This is a genomic window from Castellaniella sp., assembly GCF_049650445.1.
Lineage (GTDB): Bacteria > Pseudomonadota > Gammaproteobacteria > Burkholderiales > Burkholderiaceae_B > Castellaniella.
In genome coordinates this window covers 182,917-198,931 of sequence record NZ_JBASAD010000016.1, presented here as the reverse complement: position 1 = coordinate 198,931, position 16,015 = coordinate 182,917, and the positions used below count along the sequence as shown (strand labels likewise).

General features: G+C 63.9%; 18 protein-coding genes. 11 read left to right on the top strand and 7 right to left on the bottom strand.

What is annotated here, in order from left to right:
* Positions 1-57: 57 nt before the first annotated feature.
* On the bottom strand, positions 58-1,221 hold the full coding sequence (locus tag WA983_RS05385; RefSeq protein ID WP_424311707.1) for an MFS transporter: 1,164 nt from the start codon (positions 1,219-1,221) through the stop codon (positions 58-60).
* Positions 1,222-1,386: 165 nt separating this feature from the next.
* Here WA983_RS05385 and WA983_RS05380 point away from each other — a divergent pair, with 165 nt between their 5' ends.
* The 4 genes from WA983_RS05380 to WA983_RS05365 all read left to right on the top strand — a co-directional run bounded on the left by WA983_RS05380 (position 1,387) and on the right by WA983_RS05365 (position 5,337).
* Positions 1,387-1,896: a winged helix-turn-helix transcriptional regulator gene (locus WA983_RS05380; protein ID WP_424250832.1), complete on the top strand. Its 510-nt coding sequence runs from the start codon at positions 1,387-1,389 to the stop codon at positions 1,894-1,896.
* 221 nt (positions 1,897-2,117) lie between these two features.
* Positions 2,118-2,306: a hypothetical protein gene (locus WA983_RS05375; RefSeq protein WP_424250834.1), complete on the top strand. Its 189-nt coding sequence runs from the start codon at positions 2,118-2,120 to the stop codon at positions 2,304-2,306.
* A complete protein-coding gene (locus WA983_RS05370) occupies positions 2,303-2,782 on the top strand; it encodes a VOC family protein (RefSeq protein WP_424250836.1) in 480 nt (159 codons plus the stop codon). The genes WA983_RS05375 and WA983_RS05370 overlap by 4 nt, the downstream gene beginning before the upstream one ends.
* 350 nt (positions 2,783-3,132) lie before the next feature.
* The gene (locus WA983_RS05365; protein ID WP_424311706.1) at positions 3,133-5,337 is read left to right on the top strand and encodes a nitric-oxide reductase large subunit; all 2,205 of its coding nucleotides are present in this window, start codon (positions 3,133-3,135) and stop codon (positions 5,335-5,337) included.
* A gap of 14 nt (positions 5,338-5,351) precedes the next feature.
* Here WA983_RS05365 and WA983_RS05360 read toward each other — a convergent pair whose 3' ends face one another.
* Both WA983_RS05360 and WA983_RS05355 read right to left on the bottom strand, forming a co-directional pair.
* Positions 5,352-6,659 (bottom strand): Y-family DNA polymerase, encoded by a 1,308-nt coding sequence (locus WA983_RS05360; RefSeq protein WP_424311705.1) that lies wholly within the window; start codon positions 6,657-6,659, stop codon positions 5,352-5,354.
* Positions 6,617-7,054, bottom strand: coding sequence for a LexA family protein (locus WA983_RS05355; RefSeq protein ID WP_424250842.1), 438 nt, complete (start codon positions 7,052-7,054; stop codon positions 6,617-6,619). The genes WA983_RS05360 and WA983_RS05355 overlap by 43 nt, the downstream gene beginning before the upstream one ends.
* A 232-nt stretch (positions 7,055-7,286) precedes the next feature.
* On the opposite strand from WA983_RS05355, the gene WA983_RS05350 reads away from it, so the two are divergent.
* From WA983_RS05350 to WA983_RS05340, 3 genes are read left to right on the top strand one after another with little or no spacing between them, the layout of a single operon-like run.
* Positions 7,287-7,598, top strand: a complete 312-nt coding sequence (locus WA983_RS05350) for a hypothetical protein (RefSeq protein ID WP_424250844.1) — start codon at positions 7,287-7,289, stop codon at positions 7,596-7,598.
* Complete coding sequence (locus WA983_RS05345; RefSeq protein WP_424250846.1) at positions 7,595-8,212, top strand: hypothetical protein; 618 nt, start codon at positions 7,595-7,597, stop codon at positions 8,210-8,212. Before WA983_RS05350 ends, WA983_RS05345 begins: the two co-directional genes overlap by 4 nt.
* A 10-nt stretch (positions 8,213-8,222) precedes the next feature.
* Positions 8,223-9,065, top strand: coding sequence for a PhzF family phenazine biosynthesis protein (locus WA983_RS05340; RefSeq protein WP_424250848.1), 843 nt, complete (start codon positions 8,223-8,225; stop codon positions 9,063-9,065).
* Between the two features lie 111 nt (positions 9,066-9,176).
* Here WA983_RS05340 and WA983_RS05335 read toward each other — a convergent pair whose 3' ends face one another.
* Positions 9,177-9,845, bottom strand: a complete 669-nt coding sequence (locus tag WA983_RS05335) for a 7-cyano-7-deazaguanine/7-aminomethyl-7-deazaguanine transporter (RefSeq protein WP_424311704.1) — start codon at positions 9,843-9,845, stop codon at positions 9,177-9,179.
* A gap of 161 nt (positions 9,846-10,006) precedes the next feature.
* Here WA983_RS05335 and WA983_RS05330 point away from each other — a divergent pair, with 161 nt between their 5' ends.
* Together WA983_RS05330 and WA983_RS05325 are read left to right on the top strand one after the other, a co-directional pair.
* On the top strand, positions 10,007-11,026 hold the full coding sequence (locus WA983_RS05330) for a Dyp-type peroxidase (RefSeq protein ID WP_424250852.1): 1,020 nt from the start codon (positions 10,007-10,009) through the stop codon (positions 11,024-11,026).
* Positions 11,019-11,825, top strand: coding sequence for a family 1 encapsulin nanocompartment shell protein (locus WA983_RS05325; RefSeq protein WP_424250855.1), 807 nt, complete (start codon positions 11,019-11,021; stop codon positions 11,823-11,825). Before WA983_RS05330 ends, WA983_RS05325 begins: the two co-directional genes overlap by 8 nt.
* A gap of 78 nt (positions 11,826-11,903) precedes the next feature.
* On the opposite strand, the gene WA983_RS05320 is transcribed toward WA983_RS05325, so the two are convergent.
* Positions 11,904-12,125: a YgdI/YgdR family lipoprotein gene (locus WA983_RS05320; protein WP_424250857.1), complete on the bottom strand. Its 222-nt coding sequence runs from the start codon at positions 12,123-12,125 to the stop codon at positions 11,904-11,906.
* A gap of 268 nt (positions 12,126-12,393) precedes the next feature.
* Complete coding sequence (locus WA983_RS05315; RefSeq protein WP_424250859.1) at positions 12,394-13,674, bottom strand: gallate dioxygenase; 1,281 nt, start codon at positions 13,672-13,674, stop codon at positions 12,394-12,396.
* A gap of 162 nt (positions 13,675-13,836) precedes the next feature.
* Between WA983_RS05315 and WA983_RS05310 the strand changes: the two genes are divergently transcribed.
* Together WA983_RS05310 and WA983_RS05305 are read left to right on the top strand one after the other, a co-directional pair.
* A complete protein-coding gene (locus tag WA983_RS05310; protein ID WP_424250861.1) occupies positions 13,837-14,805 on the top strand; it encodes a LysR family transcriptional regulator in 969 nt (322 codons plus the stop codon).
* Entirely contained in the window at positions 14,745-15,359 is a 615-nt protein-coding gene (locus WA983_RS05305; RefSeq protein WP_424250864.1) for an ABC transporter ATP-binding protein, read from the top strand. The genes WA983_RS05310 and WA983_RS05305 overlap by 61 nt, the downstream gene beginning before the upstream one ends.
* On the opposite strand, the gene WA983_RS05300 is transcribed toward WA983_RS05305, so the two are convergent.
* Positions 15,360-15,980 (bottom strand): hypothetical protein, encoded by a 621-nt coding sequence (locus WA983_RS05300; RefSeq protein ID WP_424250866.1) that lies wholly within the window; start codon positions 15,978-15,980, stop codon positions 15,360-15,362. It abuts the gene before it with no gap.
* Between the last annotated feature and the right edge of the window lie 35 nt (positions 15,981-16,015).

The window sequence follows — 16,015 nt, the reverse complement described above, 5'->3', positions numbered from 1 at the left end:
AGGCGTCCGGCATGAAGCGGTTTGGCGGGATCGCTCCAACCCGGCCGCCCCTTGCCGTCAACGTGGCGCGGTACCTTCCGATCGGGCCATCAGCCGATGGGCCCCTTCGGCACACAAGAACGCCAGGGCGATCAGCACCGCGCTGATCCAGCCCAGGTGGTGCGCGTCGGCGAATTGAATCCCCAGGCCGCCCAGGATGCCCGAGGCGGAGACCCCCAGGTAGATCGCTGCGGAATTCAGCCCCATCAGCAGTGCGCCCAGGGCAGGGAAGATCGCCAGCAGGCGGTGCTGTTGCGGCACCAGCAGTCCCCAGCCGCAGAACGCCCAGACAATCAACGCCGGGATTGCACTCGCCAGGCTACCGCTGCTCCAGGGCAGCAAGGTGAAGTCGATTATGGTCAGTAACAGGGCGCCATTGATGATGCGGCGGCTGCCCAACCGGTCCGTCAGCTTGCCTGCGACCAGATTGCCTGCGGTCGCCGCGCAGCCCCAGATCAGCAGCAACAGCGCCAGCCGGTCGCCGTTCCCGAGGGTAGCGCGGTCGAATGACACACCGATGTAGGTGTAGACGGTGAAAAAACCGCCGTAGGCCAGCAACGTGGTGAGCAAGGTGAGCGTCACGCGGCTGTCGGTCAGCGGAGCCAGCCGCTGGCGCAGGCTGATGGCTGGTGAAGTGGGCAGGCTGGGCAGCAGCAGCCAGACGCCGATGGCCGCCAGGATGCCGAGCGCCGTGACGAACCACAGGGTGATGCGCCAGTCGCCCAGGGTTCCCAGGAACGTACCGATCGGGGAACCGAGCGCCGTGGCGCTGGTCAAGCCCGCGATCACGATGGCCAGTGCCCGTCCTCTTTGAGCCGGCGGAACCAGGGAGGCGCCGACTGCCGTCGCGGTCGGGCTGAACATCGCGGCACCGAGTCCCGTGATGAGGCGGCTGCCCAACAGCACGGAAAGCGTGGGGGCCAGCGCCGTCATCATATTGCCGAGGATGAAGACTCCCATGCCGCCCACCAGCAGCCCCTTGCGGGACCAGTGGGCGGCGAGGGCGGCGATGACCGGCGAGAACACGGCGTAGGAGAGGGCATACAGCGTCACCATCTGGCCGGCCGTGGGGATGGGGGCGTGCATCGAATCGGCGATGAGGGGGATGATGCCGGCCACCACGAAACTGTCGGTTCCGATGGCGAACATTCCCAGGGCGAGTGTGAGCAGATGGCGATCCATGAGGGAGACTCCCGAGCCCTCGTGGGGCTCTGCGGTAGAGCGGATTGAAGACAGGTCGAGACCGCCGATCAGGGTCTGATGGTGCGGCGGGCGACATATAGTTTCGTGACGCAACTATACTCCTTATGGTTTCGTCACGAAACTTATGAGTGATAAGATGTCCGTATGTACCGTAAAGACCTGTCCGCCATCGATTGCTCCATCGCCCGCTCTCTCGACATCGTCGGAGAGTGGTGGAGCCTGATGATCGTGCGCGAATGCACCCTGGGCACGACCCGGTTCGACGTCTTCCAGCGCCGCCTGGGCATCGCCCGCAATGTGCTGACCAACCGCCTGAACCATCTGGTCGAACACGGCATCCTGAGCAAGCAGCCCCTGGAGGGCGAACGTTTCTTCGAATACCGCCTGACCCCGAAGGGCGAGGCGCTGTACCCGATTCTGGTCGCTTTGATGCAGTGGGGGGATCGGTGGGCCGGGAGCGAACCGGGCGGTGGCCCCATCCGGATGGTGGACAAGCGCAGCGGCCGGCCCATCGAGTGGATGGGGCCGCGCGCTGCGGATGGTCCGGTACTGGGTTACCGCGACATCCGGCTGGAACCGACCGCATGCACGAGCGACCGGACTCGAGAAGTCATCGAGCAGCGCAATCACGACGTGTTGCGAGCGGACCGGTAAGCACCCATTACCATGCTTGCCCCCGCCGGGGGCGGGCGGTTAAATGAAACCGAGGGCAGGGGGCCAGTCAGACGTTTCCCGGGAGGGCGGCATGAAAGACCAACCCTATTCCGATCCGACGGCATACGGCAATGGTCCGGATGATTCCGTGACGGATACGACGGAACGCGCCCTGCACGCTGGAAGACAATACCGACAGCCTGCTCGACCGCAGCGACCTGGTGTTCATCAACCCCGTCGGGACGGGCTATTCGGCAGCCGTCACGCCGTTCTTCCAGACCGAGCGGGACCTGCAGGACATGCCGCTGGTTGACGCGGCCATGGATGCCGCAGTCGCCGATCGCGCGGCGGTGGCCAGAATCAGGACGCTGCAGGTGCGGCATGCGTCGTTACTCAGGAGCGATAAATGATCAGCAAAAACACGATTTGTCTCTGGTACGACGGCGCCGCCCTGGAGGCGGCCCGGTTTTATGCGGAGACCTTTCCGGACAGCGTCGTGGGCGACGTCGTCCATGCGCCTGGAGACTACCCCTCGGGCAAGGAAGGTGATGTTTTGACCGTCGAGTTCACCGTCATGGGCATTCCTTGCCTGGGCTTGAACGGCGGCCCGGAATTTACCCACAACGAATCGTTTTCGTTCCAGGTCGCGACCGACGATCAGGCCGAGACCGACCGTCTGTGGCATGCCATCGTCGGCCACGGCGGCCAGGCAAGCGTCTGCGGCTGGTGCAAGGACAAGTGGGGGATCTCCTGGCAGATCACCCCTCGGGTGCTGTCGGAGGCGTTGAAGCACCCGGACCGCGCGGCGGCGAAACGGGTGTTCGAGGCGATGATGGAGATGGCGAAGATCGATGTGGCGGGGGTGGAGCGGGCGTTGAGGGGGTAGGGGTGGCGGGTGTCGGTTGTGGATTCAACCGGTGGATGCAACGGTCTGGATTTTCTGAATGGTTGCGCCATGTCGACGATCGCGCAGGCGCCTCAAGATCAGCCCGAACTCAGTCGCTCTGTCGTTTCCCCGCCGACCCTACGGATTTTCCATAGTCGACTTTTTAGCGAAGGCTTGGCATTATTTGAATACGGCGGTTTTCTTGCATCGATGCTCGGTACCTGACCCGGGCATATCTTCCGGAGCCGAGAAACGTGAGACCAAGACCCGAAGAACACTCCCCAGAGAGCCCTCCGCTTTCTCGTTGGTGGACGCGTACCATTGCCATTGTCATGGTATTTGGCTTCGCCATGTTGTTGTTCATCACCTTCCTCGGGTACCGGAATGCACCCCCCATCCCGGGCAAGGTGGTCGGGTCCGATGGCGTCGTGCTGTTCACCCGAGCCGACGTGGGCGCGGGTCAGTCCGTGTTCCTCAAGCATGGTCTCATGAACAATGGCTCCATTTGGGGACACGGTGCCTACCTGGGGCCGGACTATTCGGCAGAGGCGCTGCACAAGATCGGCGTGGACAGCGCCGACAGGCTCTCGCTGGAGCAATTCGGCGTACCCTTCGACAGTCTGGACGAGGTCCGGCAGGCGGGCGTCACCGGACAGGTGGCCGCCATCCTGAAGAAGAATCGTTACGATGCCCAGTCCGACACACTGACGCTCACGGCCGCGGAAACGCTGGCCTGGGCGAAGCAGCCGGAATACTGGCAAACGTACTTCAGTGACCCTGCCCATAGTGGCGGCCTGAAATCCGAGGCCATCAGTGATCCGGAAGAATTGCGGCAGTTTTCCGCTTTCGTGACCTGGGCGGCCTGGGCGTCGGTCGCCGAACGTCCGGGCTACGGCCACTCCTACACCAACAATTTCCCCTACGATCCGTTGGTTGGCAACCATCCGACGGCCGGCACGATGTTCTGGAGCGCGATGAGCCTGATCGTGCTGTTGGGTGGCATTGCCTTCATGCTGTTGGTTTCGGGACGTTTCGAGAACATCGGCTGGATCAGTTCCGGCCCCGGCACGCGTCCTTTCGCGCCCGCCGGAGAATCAACGCCAGCCCAGCGCGCACTTGTCAAATTCTTCGTGCTCGTGGCCGCTGTCTTCCTGCTCCAGACATTGTTGGGCGGCGCGGTGGCCCACTACCGTATCGAGCCCGATGGTTTCTATGGCCTGCCGCTTGAGAAAATCTTCCCGAGCAACCTGCTGCGCACCTGGCACCTGCAAAGTGCCATCATGTGGATCGCCACGGCCTATGTCGCCGCAGCCCTGTTCCTGGGTTCGACCCTGCGCAAGCAGGTGCCGGCCGCATTGGCGGGCTGGGCCCATTTCCTGTTTTTCGCCTTTGTGGCGGTGATCGTCGGCAGCTCGCTCGGCATCTGGGCCGGCATGGCGCAAATGCTCGGTGACTGGTGGTTCTGGCTGGGCAACCAGGGATGGGAATACCTGGAGCTCGGGCGGCTCTGGCAGTACCTGCTCGCGATCGGGCTGCTGGTCTGGTTCGGTGTGCTGTGGTGGCTGGCGCGGCCCGCCAAGGTCGATCGGGCCGAGGCACGCCCCATCGTGCGCATGTTCATGGTTGCGGCACTTGCCATCCCCGTGTTCTACCTGCCGGCCCTGTTCTATGGCGCGGAAACCAATTACACGGTGGTGGACACCTGGCGCTTCTGGATCATCCACCTGTGGGTCGAGGGTTTCTTCGAGTTCTTTGCGACCACGGTGGTGGCGCTCATCCTCTACCAACTGGGACTCGCGCGCCGCAATACGGCCCTGGGTGTCATTTACCTGGATGCCATCCTGTACTTCCTGGGCGGGGTGATCGGTACCGGACACCACTGGTATTTCTCCGGCCACAGCAGTTTCAACCTGGCCGCCGCCGCCCTGGTCTCGGTGCTCGAGGTCGTTCCCCTGACGCTGCTGACGCTGGATGCCTGGCGGTTCATGCAGACCGCCCGGGGCGGAGAGGGGGCGGATGGCCGTCGCGTGCGCGTGCCGCACAAGTGGACCATCTATTTCCTGATCGCGGTCGGTTTCTGGAATTTTTTCGGCGCGGGGGTCTTCGGGTTCCTCATCAACCTGCCTATCGTCAGCTACTACGAGGTCGGTACGCAAATGACGCCGGCTCACGGGCACGCGGCACTCATGGGCGTTTTCGGCATGCTGGCCCTGGCCGTCATGGTCTTCGTGCTGCGCCAGACCGCCAGCGAAGAAGACTGGCCCGGGATCGAGAAATACGTCCGCATGGCGTATTGGGGCACGAATGCGGGCCTCCTGATGATGGTCCTCCTGAGCCTTTTCCCCAGCGGCGCGCTGCAAATGTGGGATGTCATGCAAAATGGTTACTGGCACGCTCGCTCGCACGCCTATACGCGTACGGAGTTGGCCCTGGCGATCGAGTGGCTGCGTCTGCCGGGCGATCTGGTCTTCATCATCTTCGGCTCGGTGCCCATTACCATTGCCGCTGTGAAGGCCTGGCTGGCGGTGCGTCGCCGCGACCTGGCTCATGGCTGATGTGATGCCTGGCCTCACCCCACCTCCACCACCTCCCCCCACACCGTCGTATAACTCGGCGACCGATGCGCTTGCCGCATCAACCATCGCGCATCTGCTTCGTGCAAGGCGCTTGCCACCTGGACCATCCGGCTGCCGAAGCGCTGATTGAGCGCATCCACGACCGCCATGGTTCGTCCGGATCGAGCCGCGTCGCCTGGCGATTCAAAATCAAACAGCTCCCCCTGCGCGGCAGCCGGCACCGCCGGCCTGACATCCAGCAGGCACACCCCTGCCTTGGCGTAGTCGAATCCTGGCCGGAACACCGACCGCAAGCCGCTCAGCGCGGCGCGCAGCAGGGTGGGTGTGCTGTCCGTGGGTGAACCCAAAGGCACGACTGCGCTGTCGGCATGCCACGGTCCGACCTTGAATCGGCTGGTGCGGATATAGACCTGTACGGCGGATGCATGGGAATGCTGCAGCCGCAGTTTCTCGGCGGCGCGGCTGGTGAACAGGCTGACGGCCTGCTCCAGTTCGGCCAGTTCGCGCACGGGCAGGCCGAAGCTGCGGGTGGACATGATCTGCTGCTTGGGGACGGGCGCGTCTTCCCAGGCCAGGGCGGGTTCGCCGCACAGTTCCTGGGCGGTCTTGGCCAGCATGATGGAGTAACGCCGCCGCAGGACATGGCGGTCGGCTTGGGCCAGATCGGCGGCGGTGCGGATGCCCGATGACTCCAGGCTGGGCGCCAGCTTGCGGCCCACCCCCCAGACGTCCTGGATGGGCACGTGGCGGATGGCGCGCATCAGTTCCGCCTGGCCCAGGCCGGACAGGTCGCAGACGCCTTGCAGGCGCGACAGGGACTTGGCCAGATGGTTGGCGAGCTTGGCCAGGGTCTTGGTGGTGCCGATGCCGACGCAGGTGGGAATGCCGACCCAGCGCAGCACGCGCTGGCGGATTTGCGTGCCGATGTCGCGGCCCGTGCCGGGCAGGCCGGTCAGGTCCAGGAAGGACTCGTCGATGGAATAGATTTCCTGGGCGGGGGAGAACTGGCCGATGACGCGCATCATGCGGTCGCTCATGTCGCCGTACAGGGCGAAGTTGGCGGAAATGGCGATCAGTCCCCGGGCCTGCAGGTGCTGGATCTTGAACCAGGGGGCGCCCATGGCGATGCCCAGGGCCTTGGCTTCGGCCGTGCGGGCGATGGCGCAGCCGTCGTTGTTGGACAGCACGATGACGGGCCTGCCCTCCAGCGAGGGGCGCAGGACCCGTTCGCAGGCGCAGTAGAAGCTGTTGCCGTCGATCAGCGCGATGCGGGGTGGCGGCCGGCGGGCTTGAGCACCCATGTGACGACTCCCCAGATGAGCAGTTCCTGGCCGTGGCGCGGCACGATGTCCTGGAAGGCGGGATTGGCCGCCCGCAGGCGCACCCGGCCGTCCTGGCGATGCAGGGTCTTGACGGTGAAGTCGCCGTCGACGACGGCCACCACGATGTCGCCGTGCCGGGCTTCCAGGGCGCGATCCACGACCAGAGAATCGCCGTCGCTGATGCCGGCGTCGCGCATGGATTCGCCCCGGGCGCGCATGTAGAAGGTGGCTTCGGGGTGCTGGATCAGGACGGTGTTCAGGTCGATCCGTTTCTGTGCGTGGTCCTCGGCCGGGCTGGGAAAGCCGCAGTGCGCCGGGACCTGGACGTGCCGGCAGACGGCAGGCTGTAGAGAGAGGAGAGCGGGGGCTTCCATGGCGTTCTGATAACTGTATGTTTGAACAGTATTATACCCATGAGAAAGAACCTCGGAGGGTAACCCTAATAGATGTTTTTATCCTGATCAAGGCTGGCAATAGGGTATTTTGAAAGAAAATAAATGATTGATCAGGAATTTTGATCGATGTGGATGTGGTGTGCTCGAAAGATCTGCTGCTTTGAAATAAAGCATTGATTTATACGATATATATCGTAAAATTGGAGAAGCAATGGAGATGCCAAAGGGCTTCAAGGCAGTCAAACAGACTGTCATCGAGGCTTTGCAAGCCGGGGCCTTTCGGCACGAGACCCGCAGCCAGATGGATTTGAAAAATCTACTGCAATGCGGTGCGGTCAAAGCGGTGGAGGTCCGGGCTCTGATCCAGCGCGCCATCGGGACTGAATACACCTGTGCTCCGCATCACTACATCGCCGAGATCGATGTCCACATCATCAAGACACAAGGTTGGTACATCAAGTTCTACTTTGTCGGAGACCCTGACACCGTGTTCATCAGCATCCACCGCACCTGCGCATCATGAAAACTAGACTGTTCCAGGAAGGCGACAAGAGCCGGGCGATCTGCCACCAGTGCAAGAAGATCGTGGAGACAACGCTTGTCCGACGTACGGTGCCATTCAGCGATGGACTGGGGGTGGTGAAAGACCTGCTGGTGGATGTGTGTGATGTTTGCGATGCAGTGGTCGCCACGCCAGCACAGTCCACACCGGCCATTCGGGATGCGCGTCGAAAGGCGGTGGAGTCGATCGAAGCGCAGTTGCCCGCGATCTATCTGGACGTGTTGGATTATGCCGCGTACCAGGTGGATCTGAACAACACGACCGAGTTCCGGAAAATCCTGATGGCGCTGTACCTGCATCGTTACGCGACGGGTGAATATCCGGCTGCGGAGCTTCGGGAGGCCTGCCTGGGTGCCAGGAAAACGTATAAAGAACAGCGGGGCGCTGCGCGTCGCCGCCTGTCGCTCAAGGTCACCGCCCGAACCGCGCAGAACCTGAAGCAATTGGCACGGGATACTGATATGTCCCAGTCCGACGTGATCCGATCCATCATTTACCGGATTCAGGCCGATGTACTGGATGCGCGCAAGCCCGCCTTGATGCGAGAATTAAAACTTTTCTCCCTCATCGCCTGACCCCCACATCATGCCGACCTTCGATTTCAAGCAAGTAGACGTTTTTGCCAGTGACCCTCTGAAAGGCAATCCCCTGGCGGTGGTGATCGCCGCCGACGGGTTGACGGACGCGACGATGGCGGCGTTCGCCCGCTGGACGAACCTGAGCGAGACGATCTTTCTGCTGCGGCCGACGACGTCGCAGGCGGACTACCGGGTGCGGATCTTTACGCCGGGTGGCGAGTTGCCGTTCGCCGGGCATCCCACGCTGGGTGCCTGTGCGGTGTGGCTGGCCAGCGGGGGGCGGGCGCGCGGCGATACGATCGTTCAGGAATGCCTGGCGGGCCTGATTACCTTGCGCCTTGACGGGTCGCGGGTGGCGTTCGCCGCGCCGCCGCTGGTGCGCTCCGGTCCGGTCGAATCCGATCTGGTGTCACGCGTTGCCGCCGGGCTGAGGCTGGGCGTGGATGAAATCCTGGAGGCGCAGTGGGTGGACAATGGTCCGGGCTGGCTGGCGGTGCGGCTGACGTCGCGGCAGCAGGTGCTGGACCTGCGCCCTGATATGGCCCTCCTGAGCGATCTCAAGGTGGGTGTGGTGGCGCCCTGGGACCCGGCCGTCGATGGCACGCAGGCGCAGTTCGAGGTGCGGGCCTTCGTGCCCAGCCTGGGCATTCCAGAGGACCCGGTCACAGGCAGCCTGAATGCCGGTGTCGCTCAGTGGCTGATCGGCAGCGGCCTGGCGCCCGAGTCTTATGTGGCGTCCCAGGGGACGGCGCTGGGCCGTGCGGGCCGCGTGCACGTCCAGAAGTCCGGCCCGGACATCTGGGTGGGCGGCGAGGTCGTCACCTGCATCGAAGGGACGGTGACGCTGTAGTGCCTGGCCTCTGCCGCCCCGTGGCTCACAAGGGTCGTATGGGCAAGACGACCATTATGGCTTGGTGGCGCCCAGATTGCCCAGCTTCGGGTCTCCGGGTGGTGGTGAAGCTCAGGCCGCAGCCGGCAGGGTCTCGCGTCGCCGCATGGCGCGGACGATCGCATTCAAGGCGACACCGTACATCGGCACGAACAGCAGCAGGCTGACGGTCAGCTTGATGGCATAGTCCACGGCGGCGATTTCTCCCCAGTTTGCCGCCATGAAGGCGTTGTCGCTGCGCCAGAAGGCAATGCCAAAGAACGCGATCGTGTCCAGCGCCTGCCCCAGCACGGCAGAGGCCGCCGGCGCCACCCACCACTGCACATAGCCGCGCCGCATGCGGTCGAACACATGCACGTCCAGCAACTGGCCCAGGGCGTAGGCCGCGAAGCTGGCGAAGGCGATGCGGAACACGAAGGTGTTGAATTCGTTCAGTGCGTCCAGGCCGTTGAAGCGCCCTTCGTGGAACAGCACCGAGACGATGTAGGAAGCGATCAGCGCCGGCACCATGGCGCGCAGGATCACCCGGCGCGCCGGACCCTTGCCGATCAGGCGCACGGTCAGGTCGGTGGCCAGAAAGATGAAGGGAAAGCTGAAGGCGCCCCAGGTGCTGTGGAAGCCGAACAGTTCGATGGGCAACTGCACCAGATAGTTGCTGGCGATGATGACCAGAATGTGGAACGCGACCAGCAGGGCGAGATAGGACGATGCCCGCGACGGCGGAACGGAGATGGAGTTCATGTGGACCTTTTTGCTGGATGGGGTGAGGGAACCCATGGATGACGGTACTTCAGGGCTGCATTATAACGCGGGCCCGGTCTATGGGCCGAGCCCGGTTCGCAAGGTACACTGGGCCAATCACCTGGGTTCCCCGACCCGGCAAGGAGAAAGAGTTGTCTTCCGTGACGCATCAGCCTGTCGACACGTCGCTCACGCCGGCGGCCATGTTCCTGGTTCTGACCATCAATCCGGGGGCCGAACCCCTGAATGCCGTACGCGCGTTGTGTGCGGACTTGTCCGCGCTGGTGCGCTCGATCGGGTTTCGCGATCTCGACGGCCGTCTGTCCTGCATCATGGGTTTTGGTTCCGACGCCTGGGATCGTCTGTTCGGTTCACCCCGGCCCAAAGACCTGCATCCCTTCAAGGAAATCCAGGGCATACACCATGCCGTTGCCACGCCGGGCGACATCCTGCTGCACATCCGCGCCGCGCGCATGGACCTGTGCTTCGAGCTCGCCACACAGGTGACGACGCGGCTGGACCAGGCGGTCACCGCCGTGGACGAGGTTCACGGCTTCAAATATTTCGATGCCCGCAATCTGGTCGGTTTCGTCGACGGCTCAGAGAACCCCGTTGGCGGCGATGCGGTCGCGGCCACGGTCATCGGTGACGAGGATGGCGATTTCGCCGGCGGCAGCTACGTGATCGTGCAGAAATATCTGCATGATCTGGCCGGCTGGAATGCGCTGCCGGTGGAAATGCAGGAAAAAATCATCGGCCGCACCAAGCAGACCAACATCGAACTGGCCGATGACGTGAAACCCAGTTGGGCCCACAATGCGCTGACCGTGATCGAAGACGACGGCGAGGAACTGGACATCGTGCGCGGCAACATGCCGTTCGGCGACGTGGGCAAGGGCGAATTCGGCACCTATTTCATCGGCTATGCCAGATCCCCGAACCGCATCGAGCAGATGCTGGAAAACATGTTCGTCGGACGCCCGCCGGGCAACTACGACCGGCTGCTGGATTTCAGCCGCGCCGTCACGGGCTCGCTGTTTTTCGTGCCTTCGGTCGGCTTCCTTGAAGACGCGCCCGATTTCGGGGCGCCGCAAACCCCCGATGAATCCTCGCCGGGCGCCGGCGCGCCCGACGGCACGCTGGGCATCGGCTCACTCAAAGGAGAATCCCCGCATGAATAACCTGCATCGTGAACTGGCCCCGATCTCGGGCGCAGCGTGGGCCCAGATCGAAGACGAGGCCTCCCGGACGCTCAAGCGCTACCTTGCCGCGCGCCGCGTCGTGGACGTCGCCGATCCCCAGGGAGCCGCCCTGGCCGCCGTCGGCACTGGCCATCTCAAGGCCATCAAGGCGCCGGACACGGGCGTCCTGGCCGAGCAGCACCAGGTCCAGTCCCTGGTGGAACTGCGCGTGCCGTTCGAACTGTCGCGTCATACGCTCGACAGCGTCGAGCGCGGTTCCGACGATCCCGACCTGCAGCCGCTCAAGGACGCCGCGCGCAAGATCGCCTATGCGGAAGACCGGGCCGTGTTCGACGGCTACGCGGCGGCGGGCATCCAGGGCATCCGGCCGGGCGCCGACAACCCGGCGGCGAAGCTGCCGGCCGACATCAAGCGCTATCCCGCCGTCGTGGCGCAGGCCCTGAGCCAATTGCGCCTGGCAGGCGTCAACGGTCCGTACATCCTGGTTCTGGGCGAGAAGGCCTACGCCGCCGTCAGCGGGGCCAGCGACGAGGGCTATCCGCTGCTCAAGCACATCCGGCCGCTGCTGGACGGTGACATCGTCTGGGCTCCGGGCATCGAAGGCGGCGTGCTGCTCAGCACCCGCGGCGGGGACTTTTCCCTGCACCTTGGCCAGGACATTTCGATCGGCTACCAGTCGCACACGGACAGCGCCGTGCGCCTGTATCTGCAGGAAAGCTTCACGTTCCGGCTGCTGTCGCCCGAGGCCGCCGTGGCCCTGACGCCGCCCGCGAAATAAGGACGGCCGGCCGACAAGCGGATCATCACGATCCCGCACGGGATCGTGATGATCAGGTGCTGCGTCTGAATCCGGGCGCTATTCCACTTCTTCGATCCGCTCGACCTCGGACTTGTTGACCTTGACGTCACGGCCGCCCTTTTGGTAGGTGACGAAGCCGTCGTCCGTGTCGGTGACCGGCGCATCGGCGGAGTACTCGGTCCGGCCGTCGCGTGTGGTGACGGTCGAGGGCGTCGAGCACGCAGCCAGCACGCAACTGCCTGCGAAGATGGCAAGGAATGCAAGTATCGTCTTTGACATGAGTGCCTCCTGAAAAAATGGTCTCCAGTCACCTTATCAAGGTCTTTCGGGCGGCACTGTAAGCGGGTCCGACAGCGGGGCGGGGCGTGTGCCCGGCATGATCGGCCCCGCGCGTCCCTGTTGCGGGTCCGGTCGGGCAGGCTTTGATGGCGGAAGCGGCTGTAGGCGCTGCTGACAAAATCACACGGAAGCGGCTACGCTTGCAGGCGTCATGTAACGGAGGTTCGGACTTGTGTCCGGTGCGGCGGGCCCAGGCTCAGGCTCAGGCTCAGGTTCCGTCCATTTTCCGCGCCTGCTCACCCCCCGCCACTGAATACGTGATCGGCACCTTGCGCGTTGCCAGGAACTGTTCCAGCGTCTCACCGCGGAAGGCCGCGTAGACCTCGGGGTTGGACACGCCCAGCACGGCGGCCGTTTTTTCCAGCACGAAGAAGCTCACGCCCCGGCGCACCATGTCGATCCATTTCCGGTCGCGGATCAGGTTTTTTTCCTCATCGGACAGTCCGTGTTCATCCGCCAGGGCCTCGAAATCGGTCATGAAGCGCGCGCGGTGGCTGGGCTCGATGAGATCGTGCAGGAAGCGGTTGATGCGCAGATTGGCCTGGCTGCGCGCGTGGGTGAAGGGGTAGGAGCCGGGAATGTCGCCTGCGCCTTCGAGTTCATGGCCGATGTGCCGGCGGTGGGCCTCGATGGCAGCCGGATCAGGGGCGCCGCCCAGATCCTCGAAGATCAGCGTGGCGATGTTGGTGACCGAGGGGGCGTAGGTCTGCTTGTGCACCAGCCGCACCTGGTCGGACAGGGCGCCGCGCATGATCAGCCACATGACGACCTCGGCGCCTTCCATGCCGCCCTTGGCCGCGAATTCCGCGATGCGCATGTTCACGAGCTTTTCGGGCGTCTTTTCCAACAGGTCCAGGAATTCATCGTCCCAGGCTTCGTTGATGAAGCCGGCGCGTTCACCGTGCACCTGGTGTGACAGGCCGCCGGTGGCCATGATGGCCACATTCAGGTTCTCGGGGTAGCTTTCGATCGCCTGGCGCAGTGACTTGCCGAGCTTCCACATGCGTTTGGCGCTGGGGATGGGGAATTGCAATACGCCCACCTGCAGCGGCACCACCTGGCCGGTCCAGGGGCCCTGCGCATCGCCCAGCATGGACAGCGGCGACAGGATGCCGTGGTCGACGGGTTTGCCCTGGAAGACCGACAGATCGAACTCGTCGGCCACCAGCGACTGGGCGATGTGCTGCGACAGGCCCAGATGGCCGCGCGCGGGCGCCACGTCACGGGGGCCGCCGCCTTCGTCTGCGGCCGCGTAATGATCGTCGATGCCCAGTGCGAAGGCCGAGTAATGGTCGAAGAAAAAGGAGGTGACGTGGTCGTTGTAGATCATGAACAGCACGTCGATCCGCTGATCCTTGACCCAGGCGCGGATGCGATCGAAACCTTCGAAGATCGGTTTCCATGCCGGGCTGTCCTGCTTGCCGGTGTCCTTGGCGTAGCCGATGGTGGGAGAGTGCGAGGCGCCGATGCCGCCGACGATGCGAGCCATGTGCGTGTCCTTGTCGGATGAAGATTTCAGGTGGTCATATTTCAGTTGGTCATGTTATAGGTATGATATTTTTTGGACAATAGTGTAAATTTGAATGATTCGTTCAGATTTATGAACGACAGGCGATCCGTGATTCTGATGACACTTGCGTATTGAACGATCATGAAATGGAGCCTCGACGACCTGCCCGTGTTCGTGGCCATCATCCAGCAGGATGGGGTCTCGGCCGCCGCCCGGGAACTCGGCATGCCGAAATCGACGGTCAGTGCGGCCCTGGCCCGGCTGGAGCGGGCGCTGGGTCTGCGCCTGATCGACCGGTCTTCGCGCAGCCTGCGCGTCACCGCCGAAGGCGAGGCCTTCCATCGCCAGGCGTTGCTGATCCTGGAACAGGCGCGGGAGGCAGACGATCTGATGGCAGGTCTGGGGTCGGCACCGACGGGCCGGGTGTCGGTGGCACTGCCGCCGGCATTCAGCCTGGATATCGTGGCGCCGCGCCTGCCCGAATTCCGCGCCCGCCATCCCGGCCTGGAACTGGACATCCTGGTCAGCAGCCAGGGCGCGGCCCTGGTGCGCGACCGGGTCGATTTGGCTGTGGTGGTGGGGCCGCTGGAAGATAGTGAGCTCGTCTCGCGCACCCTGATCGAGGGCGACCTGATCTGGGTGGCCAGCCCGCGATGGCTGGCCTGTCACCGGCCGGGCGAGACGCTGGACGCCGTGCGCGCGCAGATCCAGGTCTGCGAGACGCGCTATGCGCTGCGGCGCATGCCGGTCGACATCCAGGGCGAGGCGGCGAATCTGGACCTGTCCCGGGGGATCACACGGGTCAACGACCCGTTGGTCGTGCGCCGTATGGTCATGGCCGGCGGCGGCCTGTCGATCCTGCCGCACCAATATTGCGCCGAGCCTCTGGCCGACGGCCGGCTCGTCCAGGTCTTGCCGCACATCCGTCTTAGCAGGTCCAGTGCGCGCTTGACCGCCATCTACCCAAGCCGTCGCCTGCTGTCGCCTCGAATCCGGGCGCTCCTGGATTTCCTGCTGGAGGTGTGCGCGCCGCTGCTACACTGCCCGGCATGCTGCGACTCGACAATCTCACCAAGCGCTACGGCGATTACCTCGTCTTCCAGGGGCTGAACCAGACCTTCGGCCCCGGGTGCGTGGCGCTGTGTGAAGAAGACAGCACCGGCAAATCCAGCCTGCTGAGTCTCATCGCGGGCGTGATCGCGCCGGATGACGGCGAGGTCTGGATCGACGGGCATTCGATGACTCGCGAACCTTTGCTGGCCAAGGCGCGTCTGGCCTACGTGCCCGATGACTGCCTGGCGTTTCCGACCCTGACGGGGCGAGAATTGCTGGAGCGGGTGGCGGCGGAAAAGCAGACGTCTCTGGACGATGCGGTATTCGATCTGGCCGAACGTCTGGGCTTGAGTCCGCATCTGGACAAGCGCTTCGAGCAGATGTCCACGGGCACGCGTCGCAAGGTCTATCTGAGCGCCGCCTTGCTGGGCGATCCTGCCGTCATCGTGGCGGATGGCCCCAGCAATGGTCTGGATACGCAGGCTCGCATTGCGCTGGCCGAGCAGTTCAGGCAGTGGGGGCGGGACCGGGTGGTGCTGTTCGCCAGCTATGACGATGAACTGGTGCGGAGCTGCGGGGCAAGGCCGATCCAGGTGGCCACGCTGCGCTGATCAGCGAGCCCGCCCGCCGTCCTGCAGCCATTTCAGGTAGGCGGCGCGAGTCACCGAGGAGACCGATTCCAGCACTTTCTGATGCTGGACCTGATGCCGCAGCGTCAATCTCGCATCGGCCACGGCGCGGGATTTGCAGAACCAATGGCAACTGTGCTGGAACAGATAGAGTTCTGCAGACAGGTGGTAGGCGCGATCCTTCGGGTCCCAGCGGCCCTCATTGTCCACGACGTAGCGCAGCCCGGCTGCGTGGACGTGCAGCAGCGCGCGGAAATCCCGCGTCGAGGCGGGCAGCCAGCGCTCGATGTACGGTACGCAGAACGGCAGCGTCCCCATGCGAGTGGCTTGCGCGTCTTCCCTTTGCAGGGCGTCCGCCAGGGTGCGGCTCTGCGCCGCCACACTGCGTTCTGTCTGGGCGAACGTATCCAGCACCTGAAGCTGGCGGTTTGCGTCTTTTTCGTGAATGGCGCGGGTGTAGCCTTCTGTCAGTGTTTCCATGTGACGTTCGAGCTGCAGGTCGGCCAGGTGGCGTCCCAGCAGTGCGATATGGGTGCGCTGGTAGCGCAGGCACAGCAGTCGCCAGGCCACGATGAGGGCCAGCAGGGTGAATAAGATGTCCATGCCGGGATTTTAGCCTTTGAGCGTGGCCGCCATTC

Bases quoted from the DNA above. Each gene is read 5' to 3' on its own strand.
- WA983_RS05380 (WP_424250832.1), top strand. From the start codon at position 1,387: ATGTACCGTAAAGACCTGTCCGCCATCGATTGCTCCATCGCCCGCTCT.
- WA983_RS05305 (WP_424250864.1), top strand. From the start codon at position 14,745: ATGCTGCGACTCGACAATCTCACCAAGCGCTACGGCGATTACCTCGTC.
- WA983_RS05325 (WP_424250855.1), top strand. From the start codon at position 11,019: ATGAATAACCTGCATCGTGAACTGGCCCCGATCTCGGGCGCAGCGTGG.
- WA983_RS05335 (WP_424311704.1), bottom strand. From the start codon at position 9,845: ATGAACTCCATCTCCGTTCCGCCGTCGCGGGCATCGTCCTATCTCGCC.
- WA983_RS05320 (WP_424250857.1), bottom strand. From the start codon at position 12,125: ATGTCAAAGACGATACTTGCATTCCTTGCCATCTTCGCAGGCAGTTGC.
- WA983_RS05315 (WP_424250859.1), bottom strand. From the start codon at position 13,674: ATGGCTCGCATCGTCGGCGGCATCGGCGCCTCGCACTCTCCCACCATC.
- WA983_RS05365 (WP_424311706.1), top strand. From the start codon at position 3,133: ATGTTGTTGTTCATCACCTTCCTCGGGTACCGGAATGCACCCCCCATC.
- WA983_RS05310 (WP_424250861.1), top strand. From the start codon at position 13,837: ATGAAATGGAGCCTCGACGACCTGCCCGTGTTCGTGGCCATCATCCAG.
- WA983_RS05350 (WP_424250844.1), top strand. From the start codon at position 7,287: ATGGAGATGCCAAAGGGCTTCAAGGCAGTCAAACAGACTGTCATCGAG.
- WA983_RS05370 (WP_424250836.1), top strand. From the start codon at position 2,303: ATGATCAGCAAAAACACGATTTGTCTCTGGTACGACGGCGCCGCCCTG.
- WA983_RS05360 (WP_424311705.1), bottom strand. From the start codon at position 6,659: ATGGGTGCTCAAGCCCGCCGGCCGCCACCCCGCATCGCGCTGATCGAC.
- WA983_RS05300 (WP_424250866.1), bottom strand. From the start codon at position 15,980: ATGGACATCTTATTCACCCTGCTGGCCCTCATCGTGGCCTGGCGACTG.
- WA983_RS05355 (WP_424250842.1), bottom strand. From the start codon at position 7,054: ATGGAAGCCCCCGCTCTCCTCTCTCTACAGCCTGCCGTCTGCCGGCAC.
- WA983_RS05385 (WP_424311707.1), bottom strand. From the start codon at position 1,221: ATGGATCGCCATCTGCTCACACTCGCCCTGGGAATGTTCGCCATCGGA.
- WA983_RS05345 (WP_424250846.1), top strand. From the start codon at position 7,595: ATGAAAACTAGACTGTTCCAGGAAGGCGACAAGAGCCGGGCGATCTGC.
- WA983_RS05340 (WP_424250848.1), top strand. From the start codon at position 8,223: ATGCCGACCTTCGATTTCAAGCAAGTAGACGTTTTTGCCAGTGACCCT.